25 protein-coding genes and 1 pseudogene are annotated in these 26,066 nt (G+C 53.9%); 19 read left to right on the forward strand and 7 right to left on the reverse strand.

The genetic code is table 11. The features are described 5' to 3' along the window. Positions 1-561: 561 nt before the first annotated feature. The 7 genes from arnB to arnF are packed head-to-tail and all read left to right on the forward strand — an operon-like array spanning position 562 to position 7,910. Complete coding sequence (gene arnB / locus HFD94_RS17560; RefSeq protein ID WP_167433330.1) at positions 562-1,698, forward strand: UDP-4-amino-4-deoxy-L-arabinose aminotransferase; 1,137 nt, start codon at positions 562-564, stop codon at positions 1,696-1,698. Position 1,699: 1 nt separating this feature from the next. After that, complete coding sequence (gene arnC, locus HFD94_RS17565) at positions 1,700-2,683, forward strand: undecaprenyl-phosphate 4-deoxy-4-formamido-L-arabinose transferase (protein WP_010257142.1); 984 nt, start codon at positions 1,700-1,702, stop codon at positions 2,681-2,683. Then, positions 2,680-4,659 (forward strand): bifunctional UDP-4-amino-4-deoxy-L-arabinose formyltransferase/UDP-glucuronic acid oxidase ArnA, encoded by a 1,980-nt coding sequence (arnA, locus tag HFD94_RS17570; protein ID WP_061902466.1) that lies wholly within the window; start codon positions 2,680-2,682, stop codon positions 4,657-4,659. Before arnC ends, arnA begins: the two co-directional genes overlap by 4 nt. After that, the gene (arnD, locus tag HFD94_RS17575; RefSeq protein ID WP_167433331.1) at positions 4,659-5,561 is read left to right on the forward strand and encodes a 4-deoxy-4-formamido-L-arabinose-phosphoundecaprenol deformylase; all 903 of its coding nucleotides are present in this window, start codon (positions 4,659-4,661) and stop codon (positions 5,559-5,561) included. The genes arnA and arnD overlap by 1 nt, the downstream gene beginning before the upstream one ends. Then, positions 5,561-7,228, forward strand: coding sequence for a lipid IV(A) 4-amino-4-deoxy-L-arabinosyltransferase (gene arnT, locus HFD94_RS17580; protein ID WP_081000424.1), 1,668 nt, complete (start codon positions 5,561-5,563; stop codon positions 7,226-7,228). Before arnD ends, arnT begins: the two co-directional genes overlap by 1 nt. Continuing rightward, positions 7,228-7,548: a 4-amino-4-deoxy-L-arabinose-phosphoundecaprenol flippase subunit ArnE gene (gene arnE / locus HFD94_RS17585; protein WP_167433332.1), complete on the forward strand. Its 321-nt coding sequence runs from the start codon at positions 7,228-7,230 to the stop codon at positions 7,546-7,548. Before arnT ends, arnE begins: the two co-directional genes overlap by 1 nt. Next, complete coding sequence (gene arnF, locus HFD94_RS17590) at positions 7,545-7,910, forward strand: 4-amino-4-deoxy-L-arabinose-phosphoundecaprenol flippase subunit ArnF (protein WP_010257128.1); 366 nt, start codon at positions 7,545-7,547, stop codon at positions 7,908-7,910. The genes arnE and arnF overlap by 4 nt, the downstream gene beginning before the upstream one ends. Before the next feature lie 104 nt (positions 7,911-8,014). Here arnF and HFD94_RS17595 read toward each other — a convergent pair whose 3' ends face one another. Continuing rightward, the gene (locus tag HFD94_RS17595; protein WP_243234790.1) at positions 8,015-8,209 is read right to left on the reverse strand and encodes a hypothetical protein; all 195 of its coding nucleotides are present in this window, start codon (positions 8,207-8,209) and stop codon (positions 8,015-8,017) included. A 177-nt stretch (positions 8,210-8,386) separates the two neighbouring features. On the opposite strand from HFD94_RS17595, the pseudogene HFD94_RS17600 reads away from it, so the two are divergent. The 3 genes and pseudogenes from HFD94_RS17600 to HFD94_RS17610 form a co-directional block, all read left to right on the forward strand. Further along, positions 8,387-8,662: pseudogene (locus HFD94_RS17600) on the forward strand (SAM-dependent DNA methyltransferase); the annotation flags it as partial. 119 nt (positions 8,663-8,781) lie between these two features. Beyond that, positions 8,782-9,114 (forward strand): type II toxin-antitoxin system RelE/ParE family toxin, encoded by a 333-nt coding sequence (locus tag HFD94_RS17605; protein ID WP_062759687.1) that lies wholly within the window; start codon positions 8,782-8,784, stop codon positions 9,112-9,114. Next, positions 9,111-9,401: a helix-turn-helix domain-containing protein gene (locus tag HFD94_RS17610; RefSeq protein ID WP_167433333.1), complete on the forward strand. Its 291-nt coding sequence runs from the start codon at positions 9,111-9,113 to the stop codon at positions 9,399-9,401. Before HFD94_RS17605 ends, HFD94_RS17610 begins: the two co-directional genes overlap by 4 nt. Before the next feature lie 269 nt (positions 9,402-9,670). Here HFD94_RS17610 and HFD94_RS17615 read toward each other — a convergent pair whose 3' ends face one another. The 3 genes from HFD94_RS17615 to pqiB form a co-directional block, all read right to left on the reverse strand. Next, positions 9,671-9,958 carry a type II toxin-antitoxin system RelE/ParE family toxin gene (locus HFD94_RS17615; protein WP_010257115.1) on the reverse strand — a complete coding sequence of 96 codons (288 nt, stop codon included), beginning with the start codon at positions 9,956-9,958 and terminating at the stop codon, positions 9,671-9,673. After that, on the reverse strand, positions 9,955-10,206 hold the full coding sequence (locus HFD94_RS17620; RefSeq protein ID WP_022624281.1) for a type II toxin-antitoxin system Phd/YefM family antitoxin: 252 nt from the start codon (positions 10,204-10,206) through the stop codon (positions 9,955-9,957). The genes HFD94_RS17615 and HFD94_RS17620 overlap by 4 nt, the downstream gene beginning before the upstream one ends. A 140-nt stretch (positions 10,207-10,346) precedes the next feature. Beyond that, positions 10,347-11,999, reverse strand: a complete 1,653-nt coding sequence (gene pqiB / locus HFD94_RS17625) for an intermembrane transport protein PqiB (RefSeq protein WP_167433334.1) — start codon at positions 11,997-11,999, stop codon at positions 10,347-10,349. A gap of 594 nt (positions 12,000-12,593) precedes the next feature. Here pqiB and HFD94_RS17630 point away from each other — a divergent pair. The 3 genes from HFD94_RS17630 to yahO all read left to right on the forward strand — a co-directional run bounded on the left by HFD94_RS17630 (position 12,594) and on the right by yahO (position 14,603). After that, on the forward strand, positions 12,594-12,920 hold the full coding sequence (locus tag HFD94_RS17630; RefSeq protein ID WP_010257107.1) for a DUF3302 domain-containing protein: 327 nt from the start codon (positions 12,594-12,596) through the stop codon (positions 12,918-12,920). Position 12,921: 1 nt separating this feature from the next. Continuing rightward, the gene (locus HFD94_RS17635) at positions 12,922-14,058 is read left to right on the forward strand and encodes an HlyD family secretion protein (RefSeq protein ID WP_022624279.1); all 1,137 of its coding nucleotides are present in this window, start codon (positions 12,922-12,924) and stop codon (positions 14,056-14,058) included. 275 nt (positions 14,059-14,333) lie between these two features. Continuing rightward, the gene (yahO, locus tag HFD94_RS17640; protein WP_010257103.1) at positions 14,334-14,603 is read left to right on the forward strand and encodes a DUF1471 family periplasmic protein YahO; all 270 of its coding nucleotides are present in this window, start codon (positions 14,334-14,336) and stop codon (positions 14,601-14,603) included. A 314-nt stretch (positions 14,604-14,917) separates the two neighbouring features. Here the strand turns inward: yahO and HFD94_RS17645 are convergent, their stop codons facing one another. Together HFD94_RS17645 and HFD94_RS17650 are read right to left on the reverse strand one after the other, a co-directional pair. Continuing rightward, positions 14,918-15,868: a sulfonate ABC transporter substrate-binding protein gene (locus HFD94_RS17645; protein ID WP_033786327.1), complete on the reverse strand. Its 951-nt coding sequence runs from the start codon at positions 15,866-15,868 to the stop codon at positions 14,918-14,920. 95 nt (positions 15,869-15,963) lie between these two features. After that, positions 15,964-17,853 carry a sigma-54-dependent Fis family transcriptional regulator gene (locus HFD94_RS17650; protein ID WP_122889888.1) on the reverse strand — a complete coding sequence of 630 codons (1,890 nt, stop codon included), beginning with the start codon at positions 17,851-17,853 and terminating at the stop codon, positions 15,964-15,966. 274 nt (positions 17,854-18,127) lie between these two features. On the opposite strand from HFD94_RS17650, the gene ssuD reads away from it, so the two are divergent. From ssuD to HFD94_RS17680, 6 genes are all read left to right on the forward strand, one after another. Further along, complete coding sequence (gene ssuD / locus HFD94_RS17655; protein ID WP_122889889.1) at positions 18,128-19,300, forward strand: FMNH2-dependent alkanesulfonate monooxygenase; 1,173 nt, start codon at positions 18,128-18,130, stop codon at positions 19,298-19,300. Between the two features lie 19 nt (positions 19,301-19,319). Next, the gene (locus HFD94_RS17660; RefSeq protein ID WP_167433335.1) at positions 19,320-20,732 is read left to right on the forward strand and encodes an FAD/NAD(P)-binding protein; all 1,413 of its coding nucleotides are present in this window, start codon (positions 19,320-19,322) and stop codon (positions 20,730-20,732) included. Between the two features lie 68 nt (positions 20,733-20,800). Further along, complete coding sequence (locus HFD94_RS17665) at positions 20,801-22,210, forward strand: LLM class flavin-dependent oxidoreductase (protein ID WP_022624274.1); 1,410 nt, start codon at positions 20,801-20,803, stop codon at positions 22,208-22,210. A 68-nt stretch (positions 22,211-22,278) separates the two neighbouring features. Next, entirely contained in the window at positions 22,279-22,416 is a 138-nt protein-coding gene (locus HFD94_RS17670; RefSeq protein WP_163641609.1) for a hypothetical protein, read from the forward strand. A 152-nt stretch (positions 22,417-22,568) separates the two neighbouring features. Further along, complete coding sequence (locus HFD94_RS17675) at positions 22,569-24,029, forward strand: MFS transporter (RefSeq protein WP_167433336.1); 1,461 nt, start codon at positions 22,569-22,571, stop codon at positions 24,027-24,029. After that, positions 24,022-25,239, forward strand: coding sequence for a monooxygenase (locus HFD94_RS17680; RefSeq protein ID WP_167433337.1), 1,218 nt, complete (start codon positions 24,022-24,024; stop codon positions 25,237-25,239). Before HFD94_RS17675 ends, HFD94_RS17680 begins: the two co-directional genes overlap by 8 nt. A 296-nt stretch (positions 25,240-25,535) precedes the next feature. Here HFD94_RS17680 and HFD94_RS17685 read toward each other — a convergent pair whose 3' ends face one another. Beyond that, entirely contained in the window at positions 25,536-26,006 is a 471-nt protein-coding gene (locus HFD94_RS17685) for an SgcJ/EcaC family oxidoreductase (protein ID WP_045139858.1), read from the reverse strand. Positions 26,007-26,066 lie beyond the last annotated feature (60 nt).

Here is a 26,066-nt window from a genome sequence, read left to right on the forward strand (position 1 = left end):
AAAGTGTAATGATTATTGCAAGGGCAGAACATTAATAACGAAAAATATTAAGAATACATTAAGACGGCTTTATTAATCTGTGATTCATCCTGAGATGAGCGGAGCGCTATTTTTTTCGATGTGATACTGTGAGTAGCAGGCTGAATTTAGCCCAGCAATTTCAGCGTGTTAATTTTTCTTTCCAGAAGTGACTTCATTCGGATGAGCTGAATCCTGCTCTGGTGACTGACAGAGTCTGCTGGTTTTAAACAAAATATCAATAAATCAAAAAGAGTTGAGGTCAGGGCTATTATTAGCCATTTAATAGTGAACTTTTTCTGAAGTCCTTAACTTGCTCTCCCTTGATTTTATTTCAATTCACACTCTTCATTTAATGTTCAGTTAACTTTCATACGGTAGTTTGTATTAGCAGTCCGGTAACCTTAATTCCATAACGGGAAAGCGTGGTGTCGATAACACCCTGGCCGACTGTGAGTCATTCGCTATTTCAATTATTTTCCGGCGTTGTGCCTGATTAACAACGCGCGACAGCTTATGGGTTTGATCTGCAGGAGTTTTAGCATGGATTTTTTGCCATTTTCCCGGCCTTCATTCGGTGATGAAGAGCTGGCTGCTGTTAAAGCGGTATTTGACTCTGGCTGGATAACGACCGGGGCAAAATGCGCCGAACTGGAGCAGGCCTTTGTTCAGATGACCGGCAACCAGCACGCCATTGCAGTAAGCTCTGCCACTGCCGGAATGCATGTCACGCTGATGGCGATGGGGATCGGGCCTGGCGATGAGGTGATCACGCCGTCCATGACCTGGGTCTCTACCCTGAACCTGATCACGCTTCTGGGTGCCACGCCGGTGATGATTGATGTGGATCCCGACAACCTGATGGTCACGCCGGACCGGATAGCGCAGGCGATTACGCCCCGCACCCGCGCCATTATTCCGGTGCATTACGCTGGTGCACCTGCCGATCTCGCGCCAATCTATCAACTGGCTGAGCAGCGTGGGATTGCCATCATTGAAGATGCGGCTCACGCGGTGGGCACCACTTATCACGAAAAGCCGGTCGGGCAGCGCGGTACGGCGATTTTCTCTTTCCACGCCATCAAGAATATCACCTGCGCGGAAGGGGGCCTGGTGGTGACCGATGACGCCACTCTCGCCGATCGTATACGCAGCCTGAAGTTTCATGGCCTGGCAGTAGATGCGTTTGATCGTCAGACCCAGGGACGTCTGCCGCAGGCGGAAGTCATGATGCCGGGCTTTAAATACAATCTGCCCGATATCAGCGCGGCGATTGCGCTGGTGCAGTTACAGAAACTGCCGGACTTTATTGCCCGCCGCCGTGAGATTGCCGAACGCTATCTTGAAGCGCTGCGCACGCTGCCGTTCACGCCGCTGTCACTGCCCGCCTGGCCACATCAGCATGCGTGGCACCTGTTTATTATTCGCATTGATGAACAGCGCTGCGGTCTGTCGCGCGATGCCTTAATGCAGGCACTGAAGACGCGGGATATCGGCAGCGGATTGCATTTCCGTGCGGCGCATACCCATAAATATTATCGCGAGCACTATCCCGATTTACGTCTTCCCGCCAGTGAACTTAACAGCCAGCAGATGTGTTCGATTCCACTGTTTCCGTCAATGACGGATCAGGATGTCGAACGTGTGATTCAGGCTTTACATGACATTGCCGGAGCCTGAGATGCGCGATATCAAACCGATCAACATGCTCTCCGTGGTCATCCCGGTCTATAACGAGCAGGAGAGTCTGCCGGAGCTGCTTCAGCGCACCTGCGCCGCCTGTGACTCAATTAAGATTGAGTATGAAATTCTGCTGGTGGATGACGGCAGCAGCGATCGTTCTGCCGAACTGATTGAACAGGCCGCCACCGTTCCCGGCAGCCGGATAACCGGCGTGCTGCTCAACCGCAACTACGGTCAGCATTCCGCCATCATGGCCGGATTCAGCCAGGTTCGTGGCGATCTGATTATTACGCTGGATGCCGATCTGCAGAACCCGCCGGAAGAGATCCCGCGGCTGGTTGACGCCGCACGTCAGGGTTATGACGTGGTGGGTACCGTCCGTCAGCAGCGCCAGGACAGCTGGTTCCGTCGGAAGGCCTCGCGCACGCTCAACCGGCTGATTCAGCGGGTCACCGGTAAGGCGATGGGCGATTACGGCTGCATGCTGCGCGCCTATCGTCGCCACATCGTCGAGGCGATGCTCAACTGTCACGAACGCAGCACTTTTATTCCGATCCTGGCCAACACCTTTGCCCGACACACCATTGAGCTGCCGGTGATCCATGCCGAGCGCGCTTTTGGCGATTCGAAATACAGCTTTATGCGCCTGATTAACCTCATGTATGACCTGGTGACCTGTCTGACCACCACGCCGCTGCGATTGCTCAGCGTGGTCGGCAGCCTGATAGCGCTCTCCGGCTTCGCCTTCTCTTTGGTGTTGATCGTGTTGCGACTCTTTTTTGGTGCGGCCTGGGCGGGTGACGGCGTCTTCGTGTTGTTCGCCGTGCTGTTCATGTTTATCGGCGCCCAGTTTGTGGGTATGGGACTGCTCGGGGAGTACATCGGGCGCATTTACAACGACGTTCGGGCGCGTCCGCGCTATTTCGTTCAACGCATTGTTCACGCTCCAGAAGAGCCTTCAGTACAGGATATTCAATCATGAAGACCGTTGTTTTCGCCTATCACGACATGGGCTGTGTCGGCATCAATGCGCTGCTGAGTGCAGGCTATGAGATCACCGCCATTTTTACTCACAACGATGTGGCGACCGAAAACCACTTTTTCGGCTCAGTAGCCCGTCTGGCGGCAGAGCATGGCATTCCGGTCTATGCACCTGACGAGGCGAATCACCCGATCTGGCTTGACCGCATCCGTACCATGGCACCAGAGATGATCTTCTCCTTCTACTATCGCCATCTGCTGAGTGATGAGATCCTGCAATGCGCTCAAAAGGGTGCTTTTAACCTGCACGGCTCGCTGCTGCCAAAATATCGCGGCCGGGCACCGCTGAACTGGGCGCTGGTCAACGGCGAAACTGAAACGGGCGTTACGCTACATCGCATGGTGAAGCGCGCGGATGCCGGTAATATTCTGGCGCAGCAGAAGGTCGCTATTGAGGATCAGGACAATGCGCTGACGCTGCATCGTAAACTGACCCAGGCTGCAGTGCAGTTGCTCGGCGACGTTTTACCTCGTCTGCGCGAGGGTGAGGTGAGTGAATGGCCACAGGATGAAAGTCAGGCGACCCGGGTTGACCGCCGCACGGCCGAGGATGGCCGCATTGACTGGAATCAGCCTGCTCAGACGATTCACAATCTGGTCAGAGCGGTTACCGATCCCTGGCCTGGCGCATTCGCCTTTGCCGGTTCGGTTAAATTTATCGTCTGGAAGAGCCGGGTTCATCCGCAGCAGCATCAGGCAAAGCCAGGGACGGTACTTTCTAAGCAGCCATTCCTGATCGCCTGTGGCGAAGGCGCGCTGGAAATCCAGACCGGCCAGTCCGAGCATGGCGTTTACATGAATGGCAGCCAGCTGGCGCAGAGTCTGGGCATCGTCCCTGGCGCACTGCTCTATTCAAAACCGCAGTCAGCGCTGCAACGTCGTACCCGCGTGCTGATCCTTGGCGTTAACGGCTTTATCGGTAATCATCTCACTGAGCGTTTGTTACAGGATGAGCATTTCGAGGTCTATGGCCTGGATATCAGTTCAGACGCGATCAGCCGCTTCCTGGATCATCCGCGCTTCCATTTCGTCGAAGGGGATATCGCTATCCATTCCGAATGGATTGAGTATCACATCAAAAAATGCGACGTCATCCTGCCGCTGGTAGCCATCGCAACGCCAATTGAGTACACCCGCAATCCACTGCGCGTGTTTGAACTCGATTTCGAAGAGAACCTGAAAATTATTCGCGACTGTGTGAAGTATCAGAAGCGCATCATTTTCCCATCCACTTCAGAAGTTTACGGCATGTGTACCGATGCCAGCTTCGATGAGGATTGCTCTAATCTGGTCGTCGGGCCGATCAACAAACAGCGCTGGATCTACTCGGTATCCAAACAGCTGCTGGACCGCGTTATCTGGGCCTACGGCGAAAAAGAGGGGCTGCGTTTTACCCTGTTCCGTCCGTTCAACTGGATGGGACCGCGTCTGGATAACCTTAATGCAGCGCGCATCGGCAGTTCCCGCGCGATCACTCAGCTCATCCTTAACCTGGTAGAAGGTTCGCCCATTAAGCTGATCGACGGCGGCAAACAGAAGCGCTGCTTTACCGATATTCAGGATGGCGTTGAGGCGCTATTCCGCATTATCGAAAACAAACAGCTGAATTGTGATGGTCAGATCATCAATATCGGTAATCCGGACAACGAAGCCAGTATCAAAGAGCTGGCCGAGCAGCTGCTGGCCAGCTTTGAACGTCATCCGCTGCGCAGTCAGTTCCCGCCGTTTGCCGGTTTCCGCGAAGTAGAAAGCAGCAGCTACTACGGCAAAGGCTATCAGGATGTGGAACACCGTAAACCGGCTATCCGCAATGCGCGTCGCCTGCTCGGCTGGACACCGACCGTGACGATGGATGTCACTATCGACAACACGCTCGACTTCTTCCTGCGCACCGTTGAGCCACAGGCTGATAAGTGATGAAGAAGATCGGTCTGCGGATTGACGTAGATACCTGGCGCGGCACGAAGCAGGGCGTGCCGGCGCTGCTTGAGCTGTTCCGGCGTCATGCGGTGCGGGGCAGCTTTTTCTTCAGCGTGGGACCAGACAACATGGGCCGCCATCTCTGGCGGCTGGTGAAACCGGCGTTTCTTATGAAGATGCTGCGCTCCCGTGCCGTGTCGCTCTATGGCTGGGACATCCTGCTCGCCGGAACGGCCTGGCCGGGAAAGCAGATGGGACGGAGATTGCGGCACATCATGCAGGACGCCACTCGTCAGCACGAAGTCGGTCTGCACGCCTGGGATCACTTTGCCTGGCAGACCTGGGCCGGCGTCTGGCCGCAGGATAAGCTGGTTGAGCAGATAGCACGCGGCACCGAAACGCTGAGTGAGATACTCGGTCATCCTGTCAGCTGTTCGGCCGCCGCGGGCTGGCGAGCCGATGGCCGGGTGATCGCCGCCAAACAGGACTTTGGCTTTCACTACAACAGCGACTGTCGCGGCAGCGGCCCGTTCCGGCCCATGCTGCCGGATGGACAGATCGGTACCGTACAGATTCCGGTGACGTTGCCCACATGGGATGAAGTGGTTGGCCGCGAGGTCAGCGCAGAAGGCTATAACGACTACATTCTGGCGAAAATGCTCTCTTCTGATGATGGGGCGGTCTACACCGTGCATGCCGAAGTCGAAGGGATTATCGGCTACCCGGACTTTGACCAGCTGCTGGCTTCTGCGGCCCGTCACGGCATTCAGTTCTGTCCGTTAAGCGAGCTGCTGCCCGACGATCTGAGCACCTTGCCAGTGGGCAAAGTAGTCAGAGGCGAAATCCCCGGACGGGAAGGGTGGCTGGGCTGCCAGAAACTGACTGAAGAGGCGAACTAGTGCGAATACGTAACAACACGAAGTGGCTACTTTTTTTCAGCTTTTTTATTCTCTATTACCTGCTTCCGCCGATGTTCCGCGATCTCTGGCAGCCGGATGAGACTCGTTATGCGGAGATCAGCCGGGAGATGCTGGCAACCGGTAACTGGGTGACGCCACACTTCTTCGGTCTGCGCTATTTTGAAAAACCGATTGCGGGTTACTGGGTCAACTCGCTGGGTCAGTGGCTGTTTGGCCACAACAACTTTGGCGTGCGGGCGGGATCGATATTCTCTACGGCGATGACCGCCGTGCTGATCTACTGGCTCGGCAGGCGGTTGTTTGGTTCGGCACGCACGGCTGCCGTCGGCACGATTATTTTCCTCAGTTCGCTGCTGGTCTATGGCGTTGGCACCTATGCGGTGCTCGATCCGATGCTGATGCTCTGGCTGGCTGCCGCGATGTGCAGCTTCTGGCTGGCGACGGAGGCCAGCGGACGCGCCGGGCGGGCGGGCGGCTATCTGCTGCTGGGTCTCGCCTGCGGCATGGGGTTTATGACCAAAGGCTTTCTGGCGCTGGCAGTGCCTGTGCTGGCGATTCTGCCGTGGGCGATCTGGCGGCAGCGACTGCGCGAACTGCTCTGCTTCGGTCCGCTGGCGCTGCTCTCAGCCGCGGCGATCAGCGCACCCTGGGCGCTGGCGATCTATCATCAGGCACCGGATTTCTGGCACTACTTCTTCTGGGTTGAGCATATTCAGCGCTTTGCTGAGGACAATGCCCAGCACAAAGCGCCTTTCTGGTATTACCTGCCGGTTCTGCTGCTGGGAACGCTGCCGTGGCTGGCGCTGTTACCGGGCGCATTGATGACCGGCTGGCGCGAGCGTCAGCAGCATCCCGGTGCGCTCTATCTGCTGAGCTGGACGGTGATGCCGCTGCTGTTTTTCAGCCTGGCAAAAGGCAAGCTGCCAACCTATATCCTGCCCTGTTTTGTGCCGCTGTCGCTGCTGATGGCGCACTATGGCCTGAACGCCGCACAGCGGGCAGGGCGCGCATTAACAGTCAATGGCGGGCTCAACCTGATTTTCGGCATCATTACCCTGGCAACGGTCGTGCTGGTGCTCGCTCCCTGGAGTGTGACGCATCATCCGCTGTTCGCCACGCACGAGATGCTGAAGCTTGCGCTGGGGGCACTGGCATTTCTCATCTGGGGGCTGGTGGGCGCATATAGCTGCCGCTCTGCACAGCGCCGCTGGCTGGCGGCCGCGCTTTGCCCGCTGGGCGTCGCCCTGTTTATTGGTACGGCAATCCCGGATAAAATCCGCGACGCCAAACAGCCGCAGCGTTTTGTCTCGACGATCAGCCAGCGTCTGGCCTCAAGTCACTTTATCCTGGCGGACAATCCCGGCGTGGCATCTGCCGCAGCCTGGCATCTGCAACGTAGCGATATCGGCTTCTATGACACCAAAGGCGAGCTGGAATATGGGCTGAGCTACCCGGATGCGCAATCCCGCTTTGTCTCTCAGGCAGACTTCGGCGGCTGGCTTGCCGATCATCGCCGTACGGGAAGCGTATCACTGCTGTTGCTGGTTGATTCAGTACACAGTGATATCGGCGAGGATGTTCCGGTGCCGGACGCCGTCTATCGCCAGGGCAGGCTGGTCTGCCTCTATTACAGTCAGATGAAGTGATGCTGCTGCTGATTGTACTGGTCAGTCTGCTCAGTTGCAGCGCGCAACTGTGCCAGAAACAGGCGACCCACGCGGCATCGCGCCGGGTCCGCTTAAGCTGGATTGGGGTGAGCGTGCTGTTGCTGGGTGTCGCGATGCTTCTCTGGCTGCTGGTGCTGCAGCGGGTGCCTGTCAGCCAGGCCTATCCGATGCTGAGCCTTAACTTCATTTTCGTTGCGCTGGCAGGACGCATCCTATGGCGCGAGTGCCTGACGCTGCGCCAGATCGCCGGCACGCTACTGGTGGTGACGGGTGTGGCGCTGATGGCGAGCCAGCTATGAAAGGGTATGGATGGGTCGCATGCAGCGTGCTGCTGGTCTCAGCGGCACAGCTGATGATGCGCTGGGCGATGCCGCGACTGCCCGATGTCAGCAGCATAACGTCGCTGCCTGCTGTTGCCCTGTTGCCCGCCTTGCTGCTATTGGCCGGGCTGGGCGCTTATGGTGTCTCCATGCTCTGCTGGATTCGGGCGCTGCGCTATTTTCCGCTGAACCGGGTCTATCCGCTGCTCAGCCTCAGTTATGTGCTGGTGTGGCTGGTGGCTGTCTGTCTGCCAGTATTCCATGAGGCGTTCAGCTGGCACAGCCTGGCGGGCGTAGTGATTATCGTTATCGGGCTGCTGTGCATTGTGGTTAAGCCCTGATTTAAGAATATTGTTAGTGTTTTCGCATCAACTATGCTTTTTCTTAGCCTTTTCGGGCAGCGAGTAACTCTCGCGGCATTAAAGTATTTGCGGTAAACGGCGGGTCAGCAAAGCGGTTTTATCTTTCCAGTCAGCTCGCCAATATCGCTGACGATCAGATCGGGTGCAGGTGCCAGCGGATACAGTGCCTGCCCTTTGCTACGGGTAACAAATGCAGTTTTCATGCCTGCACGTTTTGCTCCACCCACATCCCAGCCATGCGCAGCCACCATCATGCACTCTGAGACGGGCTTGCCCATCTCTTTCATCGCTTACTGATGCGCTGGGGAGACTCTATCCGCTGAAACAGGCATGCAATGAGAACGGGGACTGTGAAACGTTCATGTTTGCAGAAATGTACTGCGGCGGGATAACGGACATTTATGCCCGTATCGGTGTGCGTTACTTCCGCCTGCTTAATTACACCCACATAACCGATGCTACCTTATGCAGATTGCCTGATTGAAGTCGGATTTAATCCATCAGTTCAGATGTCCGTCAGTTGATTTGATATTGATCCTGTCACGGTGGATATGGCGTTTATACAGCTTTCCCTGCTGGGCATTGCAGCCGAGGTTGTCACCGGTAATACGCTGACGCTGGAGTTTAACCGGGTGCGCTATACACCGGCTTACTATCTCAACGATTTTGAAGAACGTCTCAAAAGCCAGCGCCGGATCAAGGCGATGCTGGATTTTATCAGGGCAATGTAGGCCATGGACAAAACAGCAGGAAACTACATGGTAGGGAAGCAGTGGTTATGGGTTTGTATGGGGTGCATGAGTAATGCAGAAATTGCACAATATACGAAATTTCGTATAATGAGGTGATGATGCGTAAGAAAATCAGTTTTATTGACAGCAGTCTTGAGGAACTACGGGCTTTCCCGGAAGAGGCCCGGACCGCATCAGGGTATCAGCTTGACCTGATCCAGCAGGGACTGGAGCCGGACGACTGGAAGCATTTTGCTACGGTAGGTCAGGGAGCACGTGAAATCCGAATTCGGGGTAATGACGGCATTTTCCGGATCATGTATGTCGCCAAATTTGAAGAAGCCGTGTATGTGCTGCACTGTTTCCAGAAAAAGACACAAAAGACCAGCCAGAGTGACGTAGAACTTGCCCGAAATCGTTATCGCCGATTGGTTGAGGAGCGTAAAAAATGAATATTCAGACTTTTGATAATGTGTGGGACGCTCTTAGCGAAACGCCAGAGCAGGCGGAAAATATGAAACTCCGCGCCGAGTTAGTAGGCCGCCTGAATAGCTGGATTAAACGTAATCGCCTGAATCAGGCCACTGCTGCTGCTGCGCTGGGCGTTTCACAGCCCAGAGTGTCCGAGCTGGCAGGAGGTCGGATCAACTGCTTTTCAATTGATAAGCTGGTCAGCATGATGTCACATGCCGGACTGCACATAACCAGTATTGAGATAAGCGAACCAGAGGAAGCTTGAGCTGCCTTTTTGCATCGCGCGAACTGCCAGGACGGTAGCCCCTTCGGGGCAGGATAAACCCGGTGCTGATGCACCGGCTATACCCTTTCACCTGACCGTCTTCATCCCTTCCCATCTGACGCTGATAGCTTGCCGTTTCTGCTATAAAGTGACACTACCAAATTGGCCATCTGCAGAAGTGCGCATAATACTAATTATGTTAAATAAGATGTCTGATTTTCAATATCGCTTGAATTACGTCAATACTCATCGGACACAGCCCTCCCTCCCTACCGCATCCTCTCACTGGCAAGATGATAAACATCGCTGCGCTCGCGTTTACCCACAGCAACAACGGCAATCACCAGCTGATCGTCTATTACCTGATAAACCAGGCGAAACCCGGACGCTCTGAGTTTGATTTTATAGCAGTCTTTAATCCCACGTAGTCTGGCAGAAGGAATATGGGGATTGTCACAACATTTCTTCAGTTTTTTGGCAAACTGCTGCTGAAGAGATTTGTCCAGCTTCTGCCATTCTTTAAATGCCTCTTCCCTGAATTTGACGGTATAACTCACAAAAGCGCATCCAAATCGACATCAAGCAGACGCTGGCCGCTGCGTTCACTGACCAGCTTAACCAGTTCCTGATCGTCAAGGGCATCAAGCATCTGTTCATAAAGCTCAGCCGGGACGCAATAGAATGCAGGCTGGTTGCGGTTAAGAATGGCGACAGGATAACCGTCACCTGCACTAACCGTGGCCATCGGGTTTTTCTTCAGTTCGCTTACGCTGGCACTGGTATCGCTTAAAATAATGTTTGGCATAGAGCCTCCAGGACTGCTTAACAGGTCTTTATAGTAGCAGCCTCAAGACCTGATAACCAGTCTCTTTCAATAGATACAAATGGCTATGTTTGATGAACTGCAAAAGCTGAATGAGCTATTTGAAATGCCGGAAGATGGGATTATTTTTCATTTCTCTTTTTCGCGCCGACAGGAACAGGATCGTCAGTTGCAGCATCCTGAATAATCAGCGCGTTGCTTTTCTTATCTAATGTCTTGAGAAGTGGCTGCAATTCTCTGAGCACAAGGTCCAGGCGCTGCATATCCCCCGTCAATTTTTGATATACGGGCGATCCAGGCTGAATACCTTTTATGCTGCGGCTGAGCTGTTGCAGGCTTTGCTGCATATCCTCAGACAGTGTTTTCATTGCAGGGCTGCTGATAAATCCATCAATATGCCTGAGCGATTTTTGTATTTCTGTCATGGTGCGCTGACTTTGTTTTAGCGTACCGGTCGCAACTGAAATCAGTGGCCGAAGCGGAAGGCTGTTCATCTTATCCACTATAGCCACAATCTTTTGCTGTATCTGGTTTAAACCGCCAGGCGTTGTGGGGATGACTTTGTAACCCGCGACGATATCCGGTCCTTTGTCAGGCTCAACATTTGCATAATAGTCTAAGTCGATAAACAGCGAACCGGAAAGCAGACTGCCTGTTTTCAGCGAGCCTCTTAACCCCTGTTTTTTACCCAGCTGTAGCTTTTTCCCCAGGTCAAAGTCTTCCCTCATACCGCTCATGAATCTCTGGGGTTCAATGTGAATCAGTACGGGAACCTCATAATGGCTGCGAAAATTCTGGGTTATCTCTGGCGAGTTAAAAGGAACCTGAGCAACCGTCCCCAGGCGTATTCCACGAAACTCGACAGGCGCACCTGCCTGAAGTCCGCGAACAGAATCGGAAAAGAACAATACGAAGTCGAGGTGTTCGGTATAACGAGAATTCGCGATGCTTCGCAGATCGTCATAAAGAGTATAAGTTGCTACGCCCTTAACCGGCTGGCCCAGGACCACGCCTTCAGGCAGGTCAAAACTGACCCCGCCACTTAATAATGTGGTGATGGACCCCATCTCCACGCGCATCCCGGATGAGGATAAATCCACAGCAATCCCACTATTCTTCCAGAAACGAACGTTTGAGGTGACAAGCTGATCAAAGGGCGAAGCGATAAAAACCTGATAACGCATCATCCTTTTTTCCATATCAAACCGGCTGTTCTCGACTGACCCGACACGCAGGCCGCGAAACAGTACCGGGTAGCCCGGCATGAGTTGCCCCGCTTCACGACTATTAAGCGTGATTCTGATCCCCTTTGCATTCGGTGAGGCCTGGGGAGGCGCATCTGACAGCCGATAGCGTTCCGGCGCTGGCCCCGGAGAACCTGGCTGTAAAGCTATATAGGCGCCTGAGAACAAGGTACTTAAGCCCGTTATCCCCTCGAATCCAATTTCAGGCCTGACCACCCAAAATGCGCTATTGCCGTTCAATAGTTTTTGCATACCAGTGTGCATGCGAACCTTGATCTCGACGTGCTTAAGATCGTCAGTAAGCTCGGTACTTTCAACGACACCCACATCAATGTTGCGGTTTTTTATTACGGTTTTACCTGCCTTAATCCCCTGTGCGTTTTCGGTCATCAGAATCACCAGAGGTCCCTGCTGGCTTTTATGGTAATACAATAAAAAGGCACCGATGAGCAGCGTGACAAAGGGAATGATCCAGACAGAAGACCATCTTTTGTTGGGGTTTACATGAGCACTATCCGGATTATCCGACAAAGTATGGACTCGTGTAAGAACAGAGTAACCTGAACTTTTCAGGGCGTTCTGTTGAAGAAGGATTCGATCTCAGGGCTATGTATTCGCTCGTCTTTCCTGAGGCCATGATAGTTAATCTCATCATTAAGCGTTAAATTTCGATAAGTCAGGATCATAAAATCTACTATCAAACGGAGATCCATTATTTTCCAGTAAATAATGGATCGGATAGTCTGTAATAACTTCGGAACAGGAGGGTTAATAAGTATAAAGATATTTTTTTAAATAAAGCTTAAAAAATACAAATCTGTGATCAATGTGTCATGTTATTTTAATAAAATTAAATCAATCAGTTACCAACATCATGGAGGTTAGCGGCTCAAAATAAAGTGGAATTACCCTGCGTTTAAAGTGTAATAAATCCACTAAAATCATCACCAATGAACAGTGTTGCCCAACTACGTCATTGCTGAAGTGCCTCAAATCCCTGGGCGCTGCATGACTTTATGGTATTGCGTCTGTCAACGAGGTGTGTCAGGTTAACTCTTTTACGAATTGAAATATTCTTGCAGCCGATCTATTTTTACTTCGCATTCCAATTTAGCAGAGGCACCTATGTTCCTTAACTATTTTGCTTTGGGTATGCTGATCTTCGTTTTCATAATTATTTTTTATGGAATTATCGTTCTTCATGATATTCCCTATTTAATCGCAAAGTCCCGTAATCATCCTCATGCCGATGCCATTCACGTCGCAGGTTGGGTAAGTTTGTTTACACTGCATGTCATATGGCCTTTCCTGTGGATCTGGGCCACTCTTTATCGTCCTGAGCGCGGCTGGGGGATGCAGAGTCAATACACTTCATTACTGGAACTGCAGCAGCGCGTAGCAGAACTGGAGCGTTTACAGGCTGATTCGAAACCGCTGCGACCGGAGCGATGATATGGATCTGCTCATTATTTTAAGCTACGTTGCGATAGCCTGGGCTGTTTTTAAAATATTTCGCATACCCGTCAATAAATGGACAGTGCCAACAGCGGCCCTCGGTGGCGTTTTTCTGGTCAGTGCGCTAATTCTGCTAATGAATTATAACCATCCCTATACGTCACTGGCACAAAAAGCGGTTGTCGCGATTCCTGTTACTCCACAAGTGACCGGCGTCGTAAATGAAGTTACTGATAAAAAAGAAGTGCTTATTAGAAAGGGAGAAATGCTCTTCACCCTGGATCAGACACGTTATAAGGTCCGCGTCGAAAGATTACAAGCCGACCTGAGCACCGCTATTAACAATATTGAAGCGATGAAAGGACAATTAAGCGAAGCCGTTGCCTACACAACCCATGTATCTGCTGAGCGGGATAGATTATTTCTGGACTATCAACGCTATCTCAAAGGCAGTAAGGCGAAAGTCAATCCATTCTCCGAACGTGACATTGATAATGCCAGGCAGGCATTTCTGGCGCAGGATGCCCTGGTAAAAGGTTCTCTGGCGGAACAGGAGCAGCTCAGAAGCCAGTTGACCAGTGTATCAGGAGGAGAACAATCCCAGATAGCCAGTCTGCGCGCGCAATTAGCAGAAGCCCGGTATAACCTGGATCAGACGGTTGTTCGCGCACCCAGTGATGGTTATGTCACTCAGGTCTTAATCCGTCCCGGAAGCTACGCAGCCGCCCTGCCGCTGCGCCCGGTCATGATATTCATTCCTGTACAAAAACGTCAGATCATTGCTCAGTTCAGACAAAATTCCCTGCTTCGCCTCACGGCGGGAGATGAAGCAGAGGTCGTTTTTAATGCCCTTCCGGGACAGGTATTCTCAGGAAAACTGCTCAGAGTTTTGCCAGTGGTTCCAGGCGGAGCTTATCAGGCACAGGGAACGGTGCAGTCACTGAGCCTTGCTTCAGGTTCTGATGGCGTATTAGCCATAATTGAATTAAACCCAAATCAGGACGTTGATGCATTGCCAGACGGCATATTTGCTCAGGTTGCGGTCTATTCTGACCACTTCACGCATGTTTCGGTCATGCGTAAAATTTTGCTGAGAATGACCAGCTGGGTGCATTACCTCTACCTGGATCACTGATGATGATAAATATATCCTTAACTTTCCATCGATTAACCGTTTTCCCCCTTTCAGAAGAAGTTAATCAGAACAGTTATGAGCGGCCTGACTTTGTAATAAGCCCTGATTTGAAATTACCCTGAAAACACGATGGGTGGTTAATTAAATTACTGATCGGTTATCACAAAACAGGATCGTAAATAAGCTTTTGAAATAGCTGTTTGCATTGAATATGCTATGTTTTAAATGTAGTTACGAATTCTAATCGTCTTTTATAACATTCCGAGGATACGCATATGAAAAAATTAATTTTTGGTGTGGTTATTTGCTCTTTATCGTTTGGCTCATTTGCTGCCGAAATGATGTCAAAGAATGATTTTATGAAAGTGAAGGATCAGTATGAAAAGATAGGCGATATCTCAACATCAGGTGAGACCAGCCCTTCAGATGCAAAAGCGGAGCTATCAGAAATGGCCGATAAAAAAGGCGGCGATGTGTTCGTGCTGACCTCAGCCAATACGAATAACAAAATTAAAGGTACCGCTGATGTATACAAGAAAAAATAGCGAAGTAACGAAGCTATCTGTCTGAAATACAGACTGAAATAGATGATTTTTTTCGGAGCCTCAGGAAATATGTTCTTAATACAGGTTAATCGATGCCCTTTACTAATGTAAAGGGCATCTTTCTTACAGCACCATCAGGACTTTAAACCGTTTTCAGCGAGGATGAGCTGAACGTCGGTGACAGGACCTTATCTGACCAGGCTGATGCGCGGATAACACGTCACGCTAATCCGCCTGCACTTGATTAACTCCAGGCGATGACGTTATCAGCCGTCAGGCGAAAGTTCCCCTAATCAGCCGCCGCCCGCCTCCCCCTATTTCTTATCCAGCGACCAGGTTGCACTGCGGATATCGACCTTCACTGGTAACAGACCAATCTGGGTAAACTTATCGGCCAGAGCCTGCTGCTGCGTGAAGACTTCAGGTGTCATCCGCTCAGCCCCGAACGGCATCCTTGCCAGCGCCCGTTGCCAGATCGGCTGCGGCAGACCGGTTGAGGTGGACATGATTTTTGCCGCCTCTTCCTGATGTTGATTGGCCCAGGTACTTAGCGACCCAAGCTCATCCACCACCTGGCTGGCGATTTGCGGCCAGGTTTCCGCAAACTTACGGCTGGCAAGATAGAAGGTGTAGTGTGGCACCAGGCCTTCGGCATTTTTAATCAGCCGCGCGTGGGCGTTGGTTTCAACTTCTGCGTAGTAAGGATCCCAGATTACCCAGGCATCCACCGCACCGCGCTGGAAAGCGGCACGCGCATCGGCGGGTGGCAGATAGACCGGTGTAATGTCTTTATAGCTCAGCCCCGCCTGTTCCAGCGCAGTGACCAGCAGATAGTTAACGTCAGAGCCTTTATTCAGCGCCACGCGTTTGCCTTTGAGATCCGCCACGCTTTTAATGGGGGAGTCGGCAGGCACTACAATCGCCTCAGTTTTGGGGTTGGCGGGAGAATGTGCCAGATAAACCAGATCGGCCTGTGCGGCCTGAGCAAAAGTCGGTGGCGCGTCGCCGGTTGCGGCCAGATCGATACTGCCGATGTTCAGGCCTTCCAGCATCTGCGGCCCGGCCGGGAACTCAATCCAGTGAACCGCAATCCCCTGTTTTTTAAATTCCTGATCCAGCGTGCCGCGATATTTCAGCAGGGCGAAGATATTGGCTTTCTGAAAACCAATGTTAACTGTTTCGGGTTTCTCTGCTGCTGCCTGGGTGTTGAACGCTAATCCCGCCTGGGCGGCAATAATCAATGCGCTAAGCAAAACTCTTTTCATCTCTCATTCCTGAGTCTGGTTGTTGTCAGCGCAACATAACAAACGCGGGTTGAAGCGCTTAGCGATCAAATGTTCGATGCTTAGCGAAAAAAACGCTATGGATGCCAGACCGACTCACGTACCCGAATGGCGCGACTCAATAGCCCCAGTGCATAGAAGCGGTCAGCGATGGTCTGCTGTTCCCGGATGATGGCCAAGTTCATGCGCTGGGTCTGGTGGCTGCGCCGCGCTAAGGCATGCATCAGTGAAGGCGCTGATATCCCGAGTTCGGTGGAGAGCAACGCAGCGGCTTCAGCACGGTGTGCATCGATGTAGCGGCCAGTCTGCTCCAGCGCGGTGAGCAGAACCTGCAGCAGATCGCCCGACTGCGCGGCGAACCCGCGTTCGGCAAGGTAAAACTGATGATTATTGACCCGGCCGGTGCCATCAGCGATCACCCTGAACTGTCCGCTGTTCTCTGCATCGCTGAGCAGCGGATCCCACATCATCCAGGCATCCACTGCGTTGAGATCGCTGGGCGTCAGCGGATATTTGGGCGGTGCATAGACGATGCGCACATCATCCAGCCCTAAACCCGCTTCATCCAGAATCTGCAGCAGCAGATAGTGAACGTTGGAACCACGATTTACGGCGATGCGTTTTCCTCTGAGATCGCCAATCTGCTGAACCGGGCTGCTGTTCGGTACCAGCAGTGCCACGCTCTGCGGCGCGGCGGGTTCCCAGGCCACATAAACCATCGGGCTGTTGCTGGCCTGCGCAAACAAGGGGGGAACTTCACCAGTCGTCCCGAAATCGATCTCCTGTTGGCTCAGCGCATGCAGAAGCTGCGGACCCGCAGGAAACTCACTCCACAGCACGCTGACGCCTCTATCGGCCAGCTGCTGTTCCAGTGACTGGCGCGCTTTCAGGATGCCGAGGTTGCCAAATTTCTGATAACCGATGCGCAGTTCCCGCTCCCGTTCGGGCTGCTGATTCAGAGAAGTGTCGCGCTGACGCAGTGAAGTGCGGCGCGGTTTAATCACTCCCAGATGGCCCAGTTGGGTGCGCAGTGTATGACGACTGATGCCAAGCAGCGCGGCGGCCTGCAGTTGATTGCCCTGAGTGAGTTCCAGCGCATTCTTTATCAGCGCCTCGATCACCCGGGGATAGAGCGGTGTTTCGCTCTGCTGCATCTGTTGCCGTAAAAACTGATCCAGCGCCTCCTCTCCCGGTGGCAGCTCGCTACCCGTCAGAGTATTCAGCCGCAGCTGCTGCGGCGTGACCAGCGAGGTTTTGCTGAGCAGGACGGCATTATGCAGGGTGTTCTCCAGCTCGCGAATGTTGCCCGGCCAGCTGTAGTCCATCAGCGTGGCGACAGCATCTTCACTGAGACGTAACTGAGGTCGGCCCAGACGGCGCGCATAGAGCTGCAGGAAGTGAGTGGCCAGCACCGGGATATCTTCGCATCGCTGGCGCAGCGGCGGCAGCGTGACGCTGGCCACATTCAGCCGGTAGTAGAGATCTTCCCGGAAGCGCCGTTCACGAATCGCCACCGCCAGGTCGCGGTTGGTGGCCGCAATGACCCGCACATTGACCTTTACAGCCCGGGAGGAACCCACACGGGTAATCTCGCGCTCCTGCAGCACGCGCAGCAGCTTCACCTGCAGCGACGCACTCAGTTCACCGACTTCATCCAGCAGCAGCGTCCCGCCCTCTGCCGCCTCAAACCAGCCGCGATGCCGATCCTGTGCGCCGGTAAATGCCCCTTTCTCATGACCAAAGAGCTCCGACTCCGCCAGACTCTCAGTGAGGGCACCGCAGTTGACCGCCAGAAATGGCTGTCTGCTGCGGGCGCTGTGATGATGCAGATAGCGCGCCATCACCTCTTTGCCGGTGCCGGTTTCACCAATGATCAGCACCGTCGCTTCGGTAGGCGCAAGCTGATCCAGCACGCTTTTAAAGGCGCGCGATGCGGGGTCAATCAACTCAGGGCTGGTAATTTGCATCTCATTTACCGGGTTAACTGGAAAGCCATGACCATACCGCGTGGCTAACGCGGAAACGAGAGGCTAACCGGACCGGATTGTTGCCAATGCAGCAGGCTGTAACTTTACCTGTCGCAAACGCAGCAATATGCAGCAAGAGAAAATAGAAATATGTTATTGAATTGATGAGATAAATTTTAATAAACAGACTGGCATGCATCATGCAAACAGCTATATAACTAAAGGATTTATGCCTATGTATTAAATTCAAATATCGTTATAAAGGAATCTGCTAATGAGTCATGCGACACAGGAAAACCTCAACCTCTTCTGGTTTCTGCCCACCCATGGCGATGGGCGCTATCTTGGCACCACCGAAGGTGGCAGAGCAGTCGATTTACCCTATTTACAGCAGGTTGCGCTGGCGGCAGATAATCTGGGCTACTACGGTGTATTAATCCCGACCGGTAAGAGCTGCGAGGATTCCTGGCTGGTCGCCTCTGCGCTGGCACCGATCACCAAAAAGCTGCGCTATTTAGTGGCCGTGCGTCCTGGCCTGCAACCGCCAAGCCTGGCGGCGCGTATGGCGGCTACGCTGGATCGGCTTTCTGGCGGACGGTTATTGATTAACGTGGTCACGGGTGGCGATCCGGTGGAGAACAAAGGTGACGGCATCTTTCTGAGTCATGAAGAGCGCTATCAGGTGACCAGAGAGTTTCTTGAGGTCTACTCGCGCCTGCTGAAAGGCGAGAAGGTCGATTTTTCGGGCGAGCATATCCGCGTGGAAGGCGCTGAGATCCTCTTTCCGCCGGTGCAGGAAAATGGCCCACCGCTCTATTTTGGTGGCTCGTCTGATGCCGCTATCGACGTTGCGGCGAATCAGATCGACACTTATCTGACGTGGGGTGAGCCGGTTGAACAGGTAGCGGAAAAACTGGCGGTAGTTCGTAAGCGGGCGCAGGAGAGTGGCCGTAGCCTCTCCTACGGCATCCGGCTGCATGTCATTGTCCGTGAAACCGAAGAGGAAGCCTGGGCGGCGGCCGAGCGGCTGATTTCTCATCTGGATGAAGAGACCATTGCCGCCGCACAGAAGATCTTTGCCCGCATGGACTCAGCCGGACAGGCGCGGATGAGCGCGTTGCATCAGGGCTCGCGAGACAGCCTGCGCATTGGTCCCAATCTCTGGGCAGGCGTCGGCCTGGTACGCGGCGGTGCGGGTACTGCGCTGGTGGGGAGTCCGCAGCAGGTAGCCGATCGCATCCGGGAGTATCAGGCGCTGGGGATCGAGAACTTTATTTTCTCCGGCTATCCGCACCTTGAAGAGGCGCACCGTTTCGCTGAACTGGTGATGCCGCTGTTACCGCTGGCTGCCAACGCCGAAAAGAGACAGCGCAGCGTGAACACCGGTCCTTTTGGTGAAACCATTGGCGGCGACCGTCGTCCTGATAAACAGGCCAGCGCCAGTTAACAGAAGAGAAGGTTCGCTTATGTCACAGCAGCAGATAGTCATTATCGGCGGTGGTTTTACCGGCACCGCGCTGGCGATCCATCTGGCCCGGGCTGGCCAGGCAGGGTTGCACGTGACGGTGATTGAACCACGAGCGCAGCTTGCTCAGGGTGTGGCATACGGCACCACCGATCCGGCCCACCGCATCAATGTGCCAGCCGCCAGAATGCAGCTTGCTGGGGATGAGGAGGGCATATTTGACCGCGACTATCGCGCATCGCCCGCCTTTCAGGCCGACCCGGACGCGTTGTGGCGTGACGGCAATGTCTACCCGCAACGCGGTGAGTTTGGTCGCTGGGTCAATGCGCAGTTTGTGCATCAGCAGCAGCATTCGCCGGTAAAACTTAGTCATCTGCGTGATAGCGCGGTTGCGCTGCAGCATGGTGTAGTGACCACAGCCTCAGGGCAGAAGATCCGGGCCGATCAGGTGGTGCTGGCCATCAGCCATCCACCGCCGGACCTGCCTGCGCTGCTGAAGCCCTTACAGGGGCATCCGGGGTTGATTGCCAATCCCTGGCAGAATGGCGCGCTGGCACAGGTCGCACCTGACGATCGGGTAGCGATTATAGGTTCAGGCCTGACCATGTCCGATGTGGTGGCATCGCTGCATCGCCAGCAGCATCGCGGAGAGATTACCGCCTTCTCACGCCGTGGACAGCTGCCGCGAGCCAACCTGAGCGGCAGCGATGAGAGCTACACCCTGGATTACAGTCAGCCACAGCCCGCCAGCGCACGTGGCTGGTTACATCGGGTGCGTCAGGAGGTAAAACAGGCAGCCGCGTTAAATCTCCCCTGGCAGCTGGTGCTGGATGATATCCGCCGTAACGGCCAGCGTATCTGGCAGAGCCTTTCACTGCATGAGCAGCAGCGTTTTCTGCACCATCTACGCCCCTGGTGGGATGTTCACCGCTACCGGATTGCCCCGCAGGTAAGCCAGATACTCAACCAGCAGCAGGCGAGCGGTCAGTTGTCACTGCTGGCGGCGCGTCTGATGGGCGCGGAAGCGGTGGGAAACAATCTTCAGCTGACGCTGCGCCGGCGTGGAGCGCAATCAGAAATCCGGGTGGTGGAAAAAGTGATTGTCACCACCGGGCCAGCGCACAACGCACTGCTTAAAAGTAACGCGCTGCTGCGCCAGCTCCACGGCGACGGCGTGATTCAGCCCGACCCGCTGGCGCTGGGCATCCAGGTTAACGCGCTGTCACAGACGCTGAATGCGCAGGGTGATGCCAATCCTCATCTCTATGTAGCCGGGCCTGCCGCGCGTGGTCGCTTTGGCGAACTCATGGGATTACCGCAGGTTGCAGAACATGCTGAGTCCGTAGCACGGCAGCTACTCTCCACTACGCCGCTGCCCCTCAGCGAGCGATGTCCCGGCTCACTCATCTACTGAATCACCCTTCCGGAACAATCACTAAAAGGTGGGCGGCAAGCGATTGCCGCATCCGCCCAGGAGTCGCTATGTCATCGCAACGTGAAATTCGCCTGAATGCTTTCGATATGAACTGTGTCGGTCATCAATCGCCCGGCTTATGGGCGCATCCCCGGGATCGTTCCTGGCAGTACAAAGATCTGGAGTACTGGACCGACTTAGCACGCCTGCTGGAGCGCGGCAGGTTTGATGGACTGTTTATTGCTGATGTGCTTGGGGTCTACGACGTGCTCAATGGCAATAACCAGGCCGCGATTCGGCACGCCACGCAGGTGCCGGTAAACGATCCGCTGGCGTTAATCACGCCGATGGCGCTGGTGACGGAACATCTGGGCTTTGGCCTGACCGCCTCACTGTCGTTTGAACACCCCTACCCGTTTGCGCGGCGGATCTCGACGCTGGATCATCTGACCAAAGGCCGCATTGGCTGGAATATTGTAACCTCCTATCTGGAAAGCGGTGCGCGTAATATTGGACATCAGGCCCAGACCGATCACGATGCGCGCTACGACTATGCCGATGAATATCTGCAGGTTATCTATAAGCTGCTGGAGGGAAGCTGGGAAGATGGCGCGGTCCTGCGCGATCGTGAACGTCATATTTTCAGCGACCCGAATAAAATCCATCCGATAAATCATCAGGGTAAATTCTTCCAGGTGCCCGGCATCCATCTGTGTGAACCTTCGCCGCAGCGCACGCCGGTACTATATCAGGCGGGCGCCTCCAGCCGCGGTAAAGCGTTTGCGGCGGAGCATGCCGAATGCGTGTTCGTGGCGGCACCTTCGAAAGTTCTGCTGAAGAAAACCGTGACGGATATTCGCCGGAGAGCCGCTGAAGCGGGACGCGATCCCCGCTCCATACTGATCTTCAACCTGCAGACAGTCATTGTGGGTGAAACCGACCTGGCGGCGCAGGCCAAATGGCAGGAGTACAAACGCTATGTCAGTTACGAAGGCGCGCTGGCGCTGATCTCAGGCTGGACCGGCATTGATTTCGGGCAGTATCAGCCGGATCAGGTACTGAAACATCTGCACACCAATGCGATTCAATCGGCGGTTGAGACATTCTCCACTGCCGATCCCAACCGCCAATGGACGGTACAGGGCCTGGCAGACTGGGTGGGCATTGGCGGATTTGGTCCGCTGCTGGTGGGCAGCGCTGAAACGGTGGCCGATGAGCTGCAAAGCTGGGTCGAAGAGACAGACGTCGATGGTTTTAACCTCGCCTACGCCGTAACGCACGAAACCTTTACTGACGTGGTGGAACTGCTGGTGCCGGAACTGCAAAAGCGTGGCGTCTACAAGCAGCAGTATCAGCCCGGTACGCTGCGTGAAAAGTTATTTGGCCAGGGGCCGCGGCTGGCGTTGCCGCATCCGGGTGCCGGTTATCGCCGGGGTGCGGATGTGGAACAGCGAGCAGCAAGGGTGGAAGTTTCATAACAGAGACGGCTGGCTGCCCGGCATGAATAACCGGCGCATAGCAAAGTGCAAAGAAACAAGAGTACGTCTTGTCGCCGGTAGATGGACAGGCATTACCGGACCGGTCATTGCTGTTAACCGTTGCTGAACCGGTCTGCCATGTGCTGCTGAAACCTCACCCGTTTCAGCAGTATAAAAACAACATTTCGCTGAATGCTACCGGATGAATTTTATATTTCATGCGGGGTCTGGTGTGGGTGAAATATAATACTATCTTATTGAATTAATTATAATAGTTATCTGATTTTGTTGGTTGTTAACTATGCCAGTAATTCATATAAAACCCTCGTTACCTGCTGAATATAATAACGAGGATACGATGAGTACATTAGAAATTGACAACACCTTAACTACGCCACCGCCTCACTCTCAACCGGTTCGATCGGTGAGTGATGTGGCCCGGCTGATCAACAGTAACACCGAGAAAAACAGCTATGCGCGCTGGATTGTTTTCCTGGCGCTGGGCGGCGTGTTTCTTGATGCCTACGATCTCACTACCCTCTCCTACGGCATCGATGATGTGGTGAAGGAGTTTGGTTTAACCCCGGTACTCACGGGCCTGGTGACGTCGTCAATCATGATCGGCACCATTGTGGGTAATCTGGTCGGCGGCTGGCTGACCGATAAATATGGCCGTTACTCAGTGTTTATGGCGGACATGCTGTTTTTTGTCGTCTCCGCCATTGCGGCAGGTCTGGCCCCCAACGTCTGGGTGTTGATTGGTGCCCGTTTTCTGATGGGCATCGGCGTCGGGATCGATCTGCCGGTTGCCATGGCCTATCTGGCAGAATTCTCTAAGTTCTCCGGCAAGGGCAATAAAGCATCGCGCCTCGCAGCCTGGTGCCCGATGTGGTATGCCGCTTCGTCTGCCTGCTTCTTTATTATTTTCGCACTCTATTTCCTGCTGCCCGCCGAACATATCGACTGGCTGTGGCGCGCCTCGCTGCTGTTTGGCGCCGTACCGGCGCTACTGATTATTGCGGTGCGCAGTAAGTTTATGAATGAGTCACCGCTGTGGGCGGCGAATCAGGGCGACCTGAGCGGTGCGGTGCGTATTCTGCGTGACTCTTACGGCATTGTTGCGCATGAGGAGCCGCCCGCTAAAACCGATGCGGTGAAAGCGAAGCCGAAAGTGCATTTCCGCGTACTGTTTCAGAAGCCTTATCTGGAGCGCACGGTCGTCAGTGCGGTGATGAACGTCTGTATTTCATTTGAATACACCGCCATCGCTTTCTTCCTGCCCTCTATCCTGGCGCAATTTCTCGGCGCGGGCGTATTTGAAACTATCTCTGCCTCGCTGGGACTGAATGCGTTGTTCGCCTTTACCGGCGGGCTGTTGGGGATGCGACTGGCGTGGAAATTTCCCTCACGGCATGTCGCAATCGCCGGATTTGCGCTGCAGTTTATCGCGCTGATTTCGCTGGCATTGATTGGTCATCCCCAGGCGACAGCTGGCGTGGTGTTTGCGGTGCTGATGCTGGGTTTGTGGCTCTTTGCAGAGGGATTCGGACCCGGCGCGCAGTTGATGATCTATCCGGCGCTCTCCTACCCGACCCACATACGCGCCACCGGTGTCGGCTTTAGTCGTTCGCTCTCCGGTGTGGGCAGCGCGCTGGCGCTGTTTATTCTGCCAATTTTGCAGGCGCGTTACGGCACCAATATGTTCTGGATTGTCTCACTGGCCGCACTTATCCCGATTATTTTCCTGTTAATCATTCGTTTTGAACCGACACGACAGGACATCGATGAACAACCCGACTCAGGAGAGGATCATGTCTGAATTAAATCGCACCGAATTTGCCGAACTGGTTCAGCATTTCAGGCCGCTGTTCGCCCGCATCGCTGAGGGGGCAAGTGCCCGTGAAACCGAACGCACACTGTTGCATGAACCGATTCGCTGGCTGAAAGCGGCGCGCTTTGGCACCCTGCGTATCCCTAAAGAAGAAGGCGGCTTTGGGGTTTCGCTGCCGCAGCTATTTGCTCTGCTGACCGAACTGGCTGAGGCAGATTCGAACCTGCCACAGGCGCTGCGTGCGCACTTCGCATTTATTGAGGATCGCCTGAACCAGCCAGCCAGTGAGGATCGGCGTCGCTGGTTCCGCCGCTTTGTGGACGGTGAGCTGGTGGGCAGCGGCTGGAGCGAGATCGGCGCGGTTAAGCTGGGTGAGGTCAACACTCAGGTTTATCCCGATGAGGGGGGATGGCGGATCAGCGGTGAGAAGTTCTACAGCACCGGCACGCTCTATGCAGACTGGATTGATGTCTATGCTCAGCGCGCAGATAACGGTCGTGACGTGATTGCACTGGTGAACACCCACCAGAATGAGGTGGAGCGCGATGATGACTGGGATGGCTTCGGGCAGCGACTGACCGGCAGTGGTACGACGCGCTTTCATCAGGCCCGGGTTGAACTGCCCCATGTCTATGATTTCAGTGAGCGTTTCCGCTATCAGACGGCATTCTATCAGCATGTCTTACTGGCCACGCTGGCGGGCATCGGGCGGGCGGTGGTGCGCGATGCTGCTCGGGGTGTGGCGCAGCGTAAACGCATTTACAGTCATGGTAATGCTTCGCAGGTGAAGCAGGATGTGCAGGTGTTGCAGGTGGTCGGTCAGATAAGCAGCTGGGCATGGGCAGCCGAAGCCGCCGTCGACCGGGCGACCCACTCGTTGCAGCGGGCATTTGAGCTGCAACTTAGTGGCGCAGATGAGGCACAGCTTCATGCGGCAAACGTGCTGGCCGAAGTAGAGTCCGCTCAGGCACAGGCGGTGGCCGTTGAGCTGGTGACGCGTGCGGCAACAGAATTCTTCAATGCGCTGGGTGCATCTGATACCCGAGTCAGCAAGGCACTCGACCGGCACTGGCGTAATGCACGAACGGTGTCGTCGCACAATCCGGTGATCTACAAGCTACGTAACGTGGGAGACTGGGAGGTGAACGGCACCGATCCGACCTTTATCTGGCAGATAGGCAATGGAAATGGCGTATAAAACCGCTGTTTCATGGGCAGATATTTGCGTTTGGGAATTGATCAGCCTGCAATGGAAGCACCAAACCGACAGATTTCATTTTATTCGGATGGGAAACTGACGCTGGTCATTTAATAGCACTTATACTGTCCGTGATACAGGAAACAGACACGCTAAATGCGAAGAATATTAATTGCCATTTCTTAAGTATGAGTCAGACATTATTATCTTCAAGCCCGAACGTTTATTTTCGCGTAAAGGGAAAAGAGCCAGCATCACATCATGACGCTGGCTCTTTTTTCATCAGTGCGTCTGTTTTAAGGCTTGCTTACAGGCTCTGGCATAGCTGAAGAGTGATGGGTTGAGATTTTCCAGCCCTTACCATCCCAGACATAAGTGAAAGTGTAACGTGCTGTGACGTGCGTGTTATCTTTAAAAGTAAATGTATAAACGCCGGTATCAATCGCTTTATTACAACCGATTCTGATAGTCCGGGAATCGATTTTACCGCTCGGCCCTTTTTTCAGGAAATCTTTAAAATAATCGATACGTTCCTGATCGGTCAGACGTACCTGATTTGAAATGGTCGGCAGCAAAACGGCATCGCTGACATATAATTCAGAGACTTTGGTTGCATCACCGGTTGCCAGAGAGTCATTCCAGGCGTCAAACAGGTTGGCCACATCCTGCTCTGAGGCTCTGACACAGGCCACGGACTGTTGTGCCTGCGTAACAACAGGGGCGCAGGAAAGACCTAAAAGGCACAGCGATAATAACGTTTTTTTCATGAAAACATCCTCATATTTACCCTGGGTGAAGCCGACGTTCTGTGCGTTCTTCCAGACGCC

Origin of the sequence: Pantoea sp. EKM20T (genome assembly GCF_011800485.1) — a bacterium.
Lineage (GTDB): Bacteria > Pseudomonadota > Gammaproteobacteria > Enterobacterales > Enterobacteriaceae > Pantoea > Pantoea agglomerans.

What these genes read in the sequence shown, in the direction of transcription:
- arnB (WP_167433330.1), top strand. Translation starts at nt 562, where the DNA reads ATGGATTTTTTGCCATTTTCCCGGCCTTCATTCGGTGATGAAGAGCTG.
- arnC (WP_010257142.1), top strand. Translation starts at nt 1,700, where the DNA reads ATGCGCGATATCAAACCGATCAACATGCTCTCCGTGGTCATCCCGGTC.
- arnA (WP_061902466.1), top strand. Translation starts at nt 2,680, where the DNA reads ATGAAGACCGTTGTTTTCGCCTATCACGACATGGGCTGTGTCGGCATC.
- arnD (WP_167433331.1), top strand. Translation starts at nt 4,659, where the DNA reads ATGAAGAAGATCGGTCTGCGGATTGACGTAGATACCTGGCGCGGCACG.
- arnE (WP_167433332.1), top strand. Translation starts at nt 7,228, where the DNA reads ATGCTGCTGCTGATTGTACTGGTCAGTCTGCTCAGTTGCAGCGCGCAA.
- arnF (WP_010257128.1), top strand. Translation starts at nt 7,545, where the DNA reads ATGAAAGGGTATGGATGGGTCGCATGCAGCGTGCTGCTGGTCTCAGCG.
- HFD94_RS17595 (WP_243234790.1), bottom strand. Translation starts at nt 8,209, where the DNA reads ATGGGCAAGCCCGTCTCAGAGTGCATGATGGTGGCTGCGCATGGCTGG.
- HFD94_RS17605 (WP_062759687.1), top strand. Translation starts at nt 8,782, where the DNA reads ATGCGTAAGAAAATCAGTTTTATTGACAGCAGTCTTGAGGAACTACGG.
- HFD94_RS17610 (WP_167433333.1), top strand. Translation starts at nt 9,111, where the DNA reads ATGAATATTCAGACTTTTGATAATGTGTGGGACGCTCTTAGCGAAACG.
- HFD94_RS17620 (WP_022624281.1), bottom strand. Translation starts at nt 10,206, where the DNA reads ATGCCAAACATTATTTTAAGCGATACCAGTGCCAGCGTAAGCGAACTG.
- HFD94_RS17630 (WP_010257107.1), top strand. Translation starts at nt 12,594, where the DNA reads ATGTTCCTTAACTATTTTGCTTTGGGTATGCTGATCTTCGTTTTCATA.
- HFD94_RS17635 (WP_022624279.1), top strand. Translation starts at nt 12,922, where the DNA reads ATGGATCTGCTCATTATTTTAAGCTACGTTGCGATAGCCTGGGCTGTT.
- yahO (WP_010257103.1), top strand. Translation starts at nt 14,334, where the DNA reads ATGAAAAAATTAATTTTTGGTGTGGTTATTTGCTCTTTATCGTTTGGC.
- HFD94_RS17645 (WP_033786327.1), bottom strand. Translation starts at nt 15,868, where the DNA reads ATGAAAAGAGTTTTGCTTAGCGCATTGATTATTGCCGCCCAGGCGGGA.
- HFD94_RS17650 (WP_122889888.1), bottom strand. Translation starts at nt 17,853, where the DNA reads ATGCAAATTACCAGCCCTGAGTTGATTGACCCCGCATCGCGCGCCTTT.
- ssuD (WP_122889889.1), top strand. Translation starts at nt 18,128, where the DNA reads ATGAGTCATGCGACACAGGAAAACCTCAACCTCTTCTGGTTTCTGCCC.
- HFD94_RS17660 (WP_167433335.1), top strand. Translation starts at nt 19,320, where the DNA reads ATGTCACAGCAGCAGATAGTCATTATCGGCGGTGGTTTTACCGGCACC.
- HFD94_RS17665 (WP_022624274.1), top strand. Translation starts at nt 20,801, where the DNA reads ATGTCATCGCAACGTGAAATTCGCCTGAATGCTTTCGATATGAACTGT.
- HFD94_RS17675 (WP_167433336.1), top strand. Translation starts at nt 22,569, where the DNA reads ATGAGTACATTAGAAATTGACAACACCTTAACTACGCCACCGCCTCAC.
- HFD94_RS17680 (WP_167433337.1), top strand. Translation starts at nt 24,022, where the DNA reads ATGTCTGAATTAAATCGCACCGAATTTGCCGAACTGGTTCAGCATTTC.
- HFD94_RS17685 (WP_045139858.1), bottom strand. Translation starts at nt 26,006, where the DNA reads ATGAAAAAAACGTTATTATCGCTGTGCCTTTTAGGTCTTTCCTGCGCC.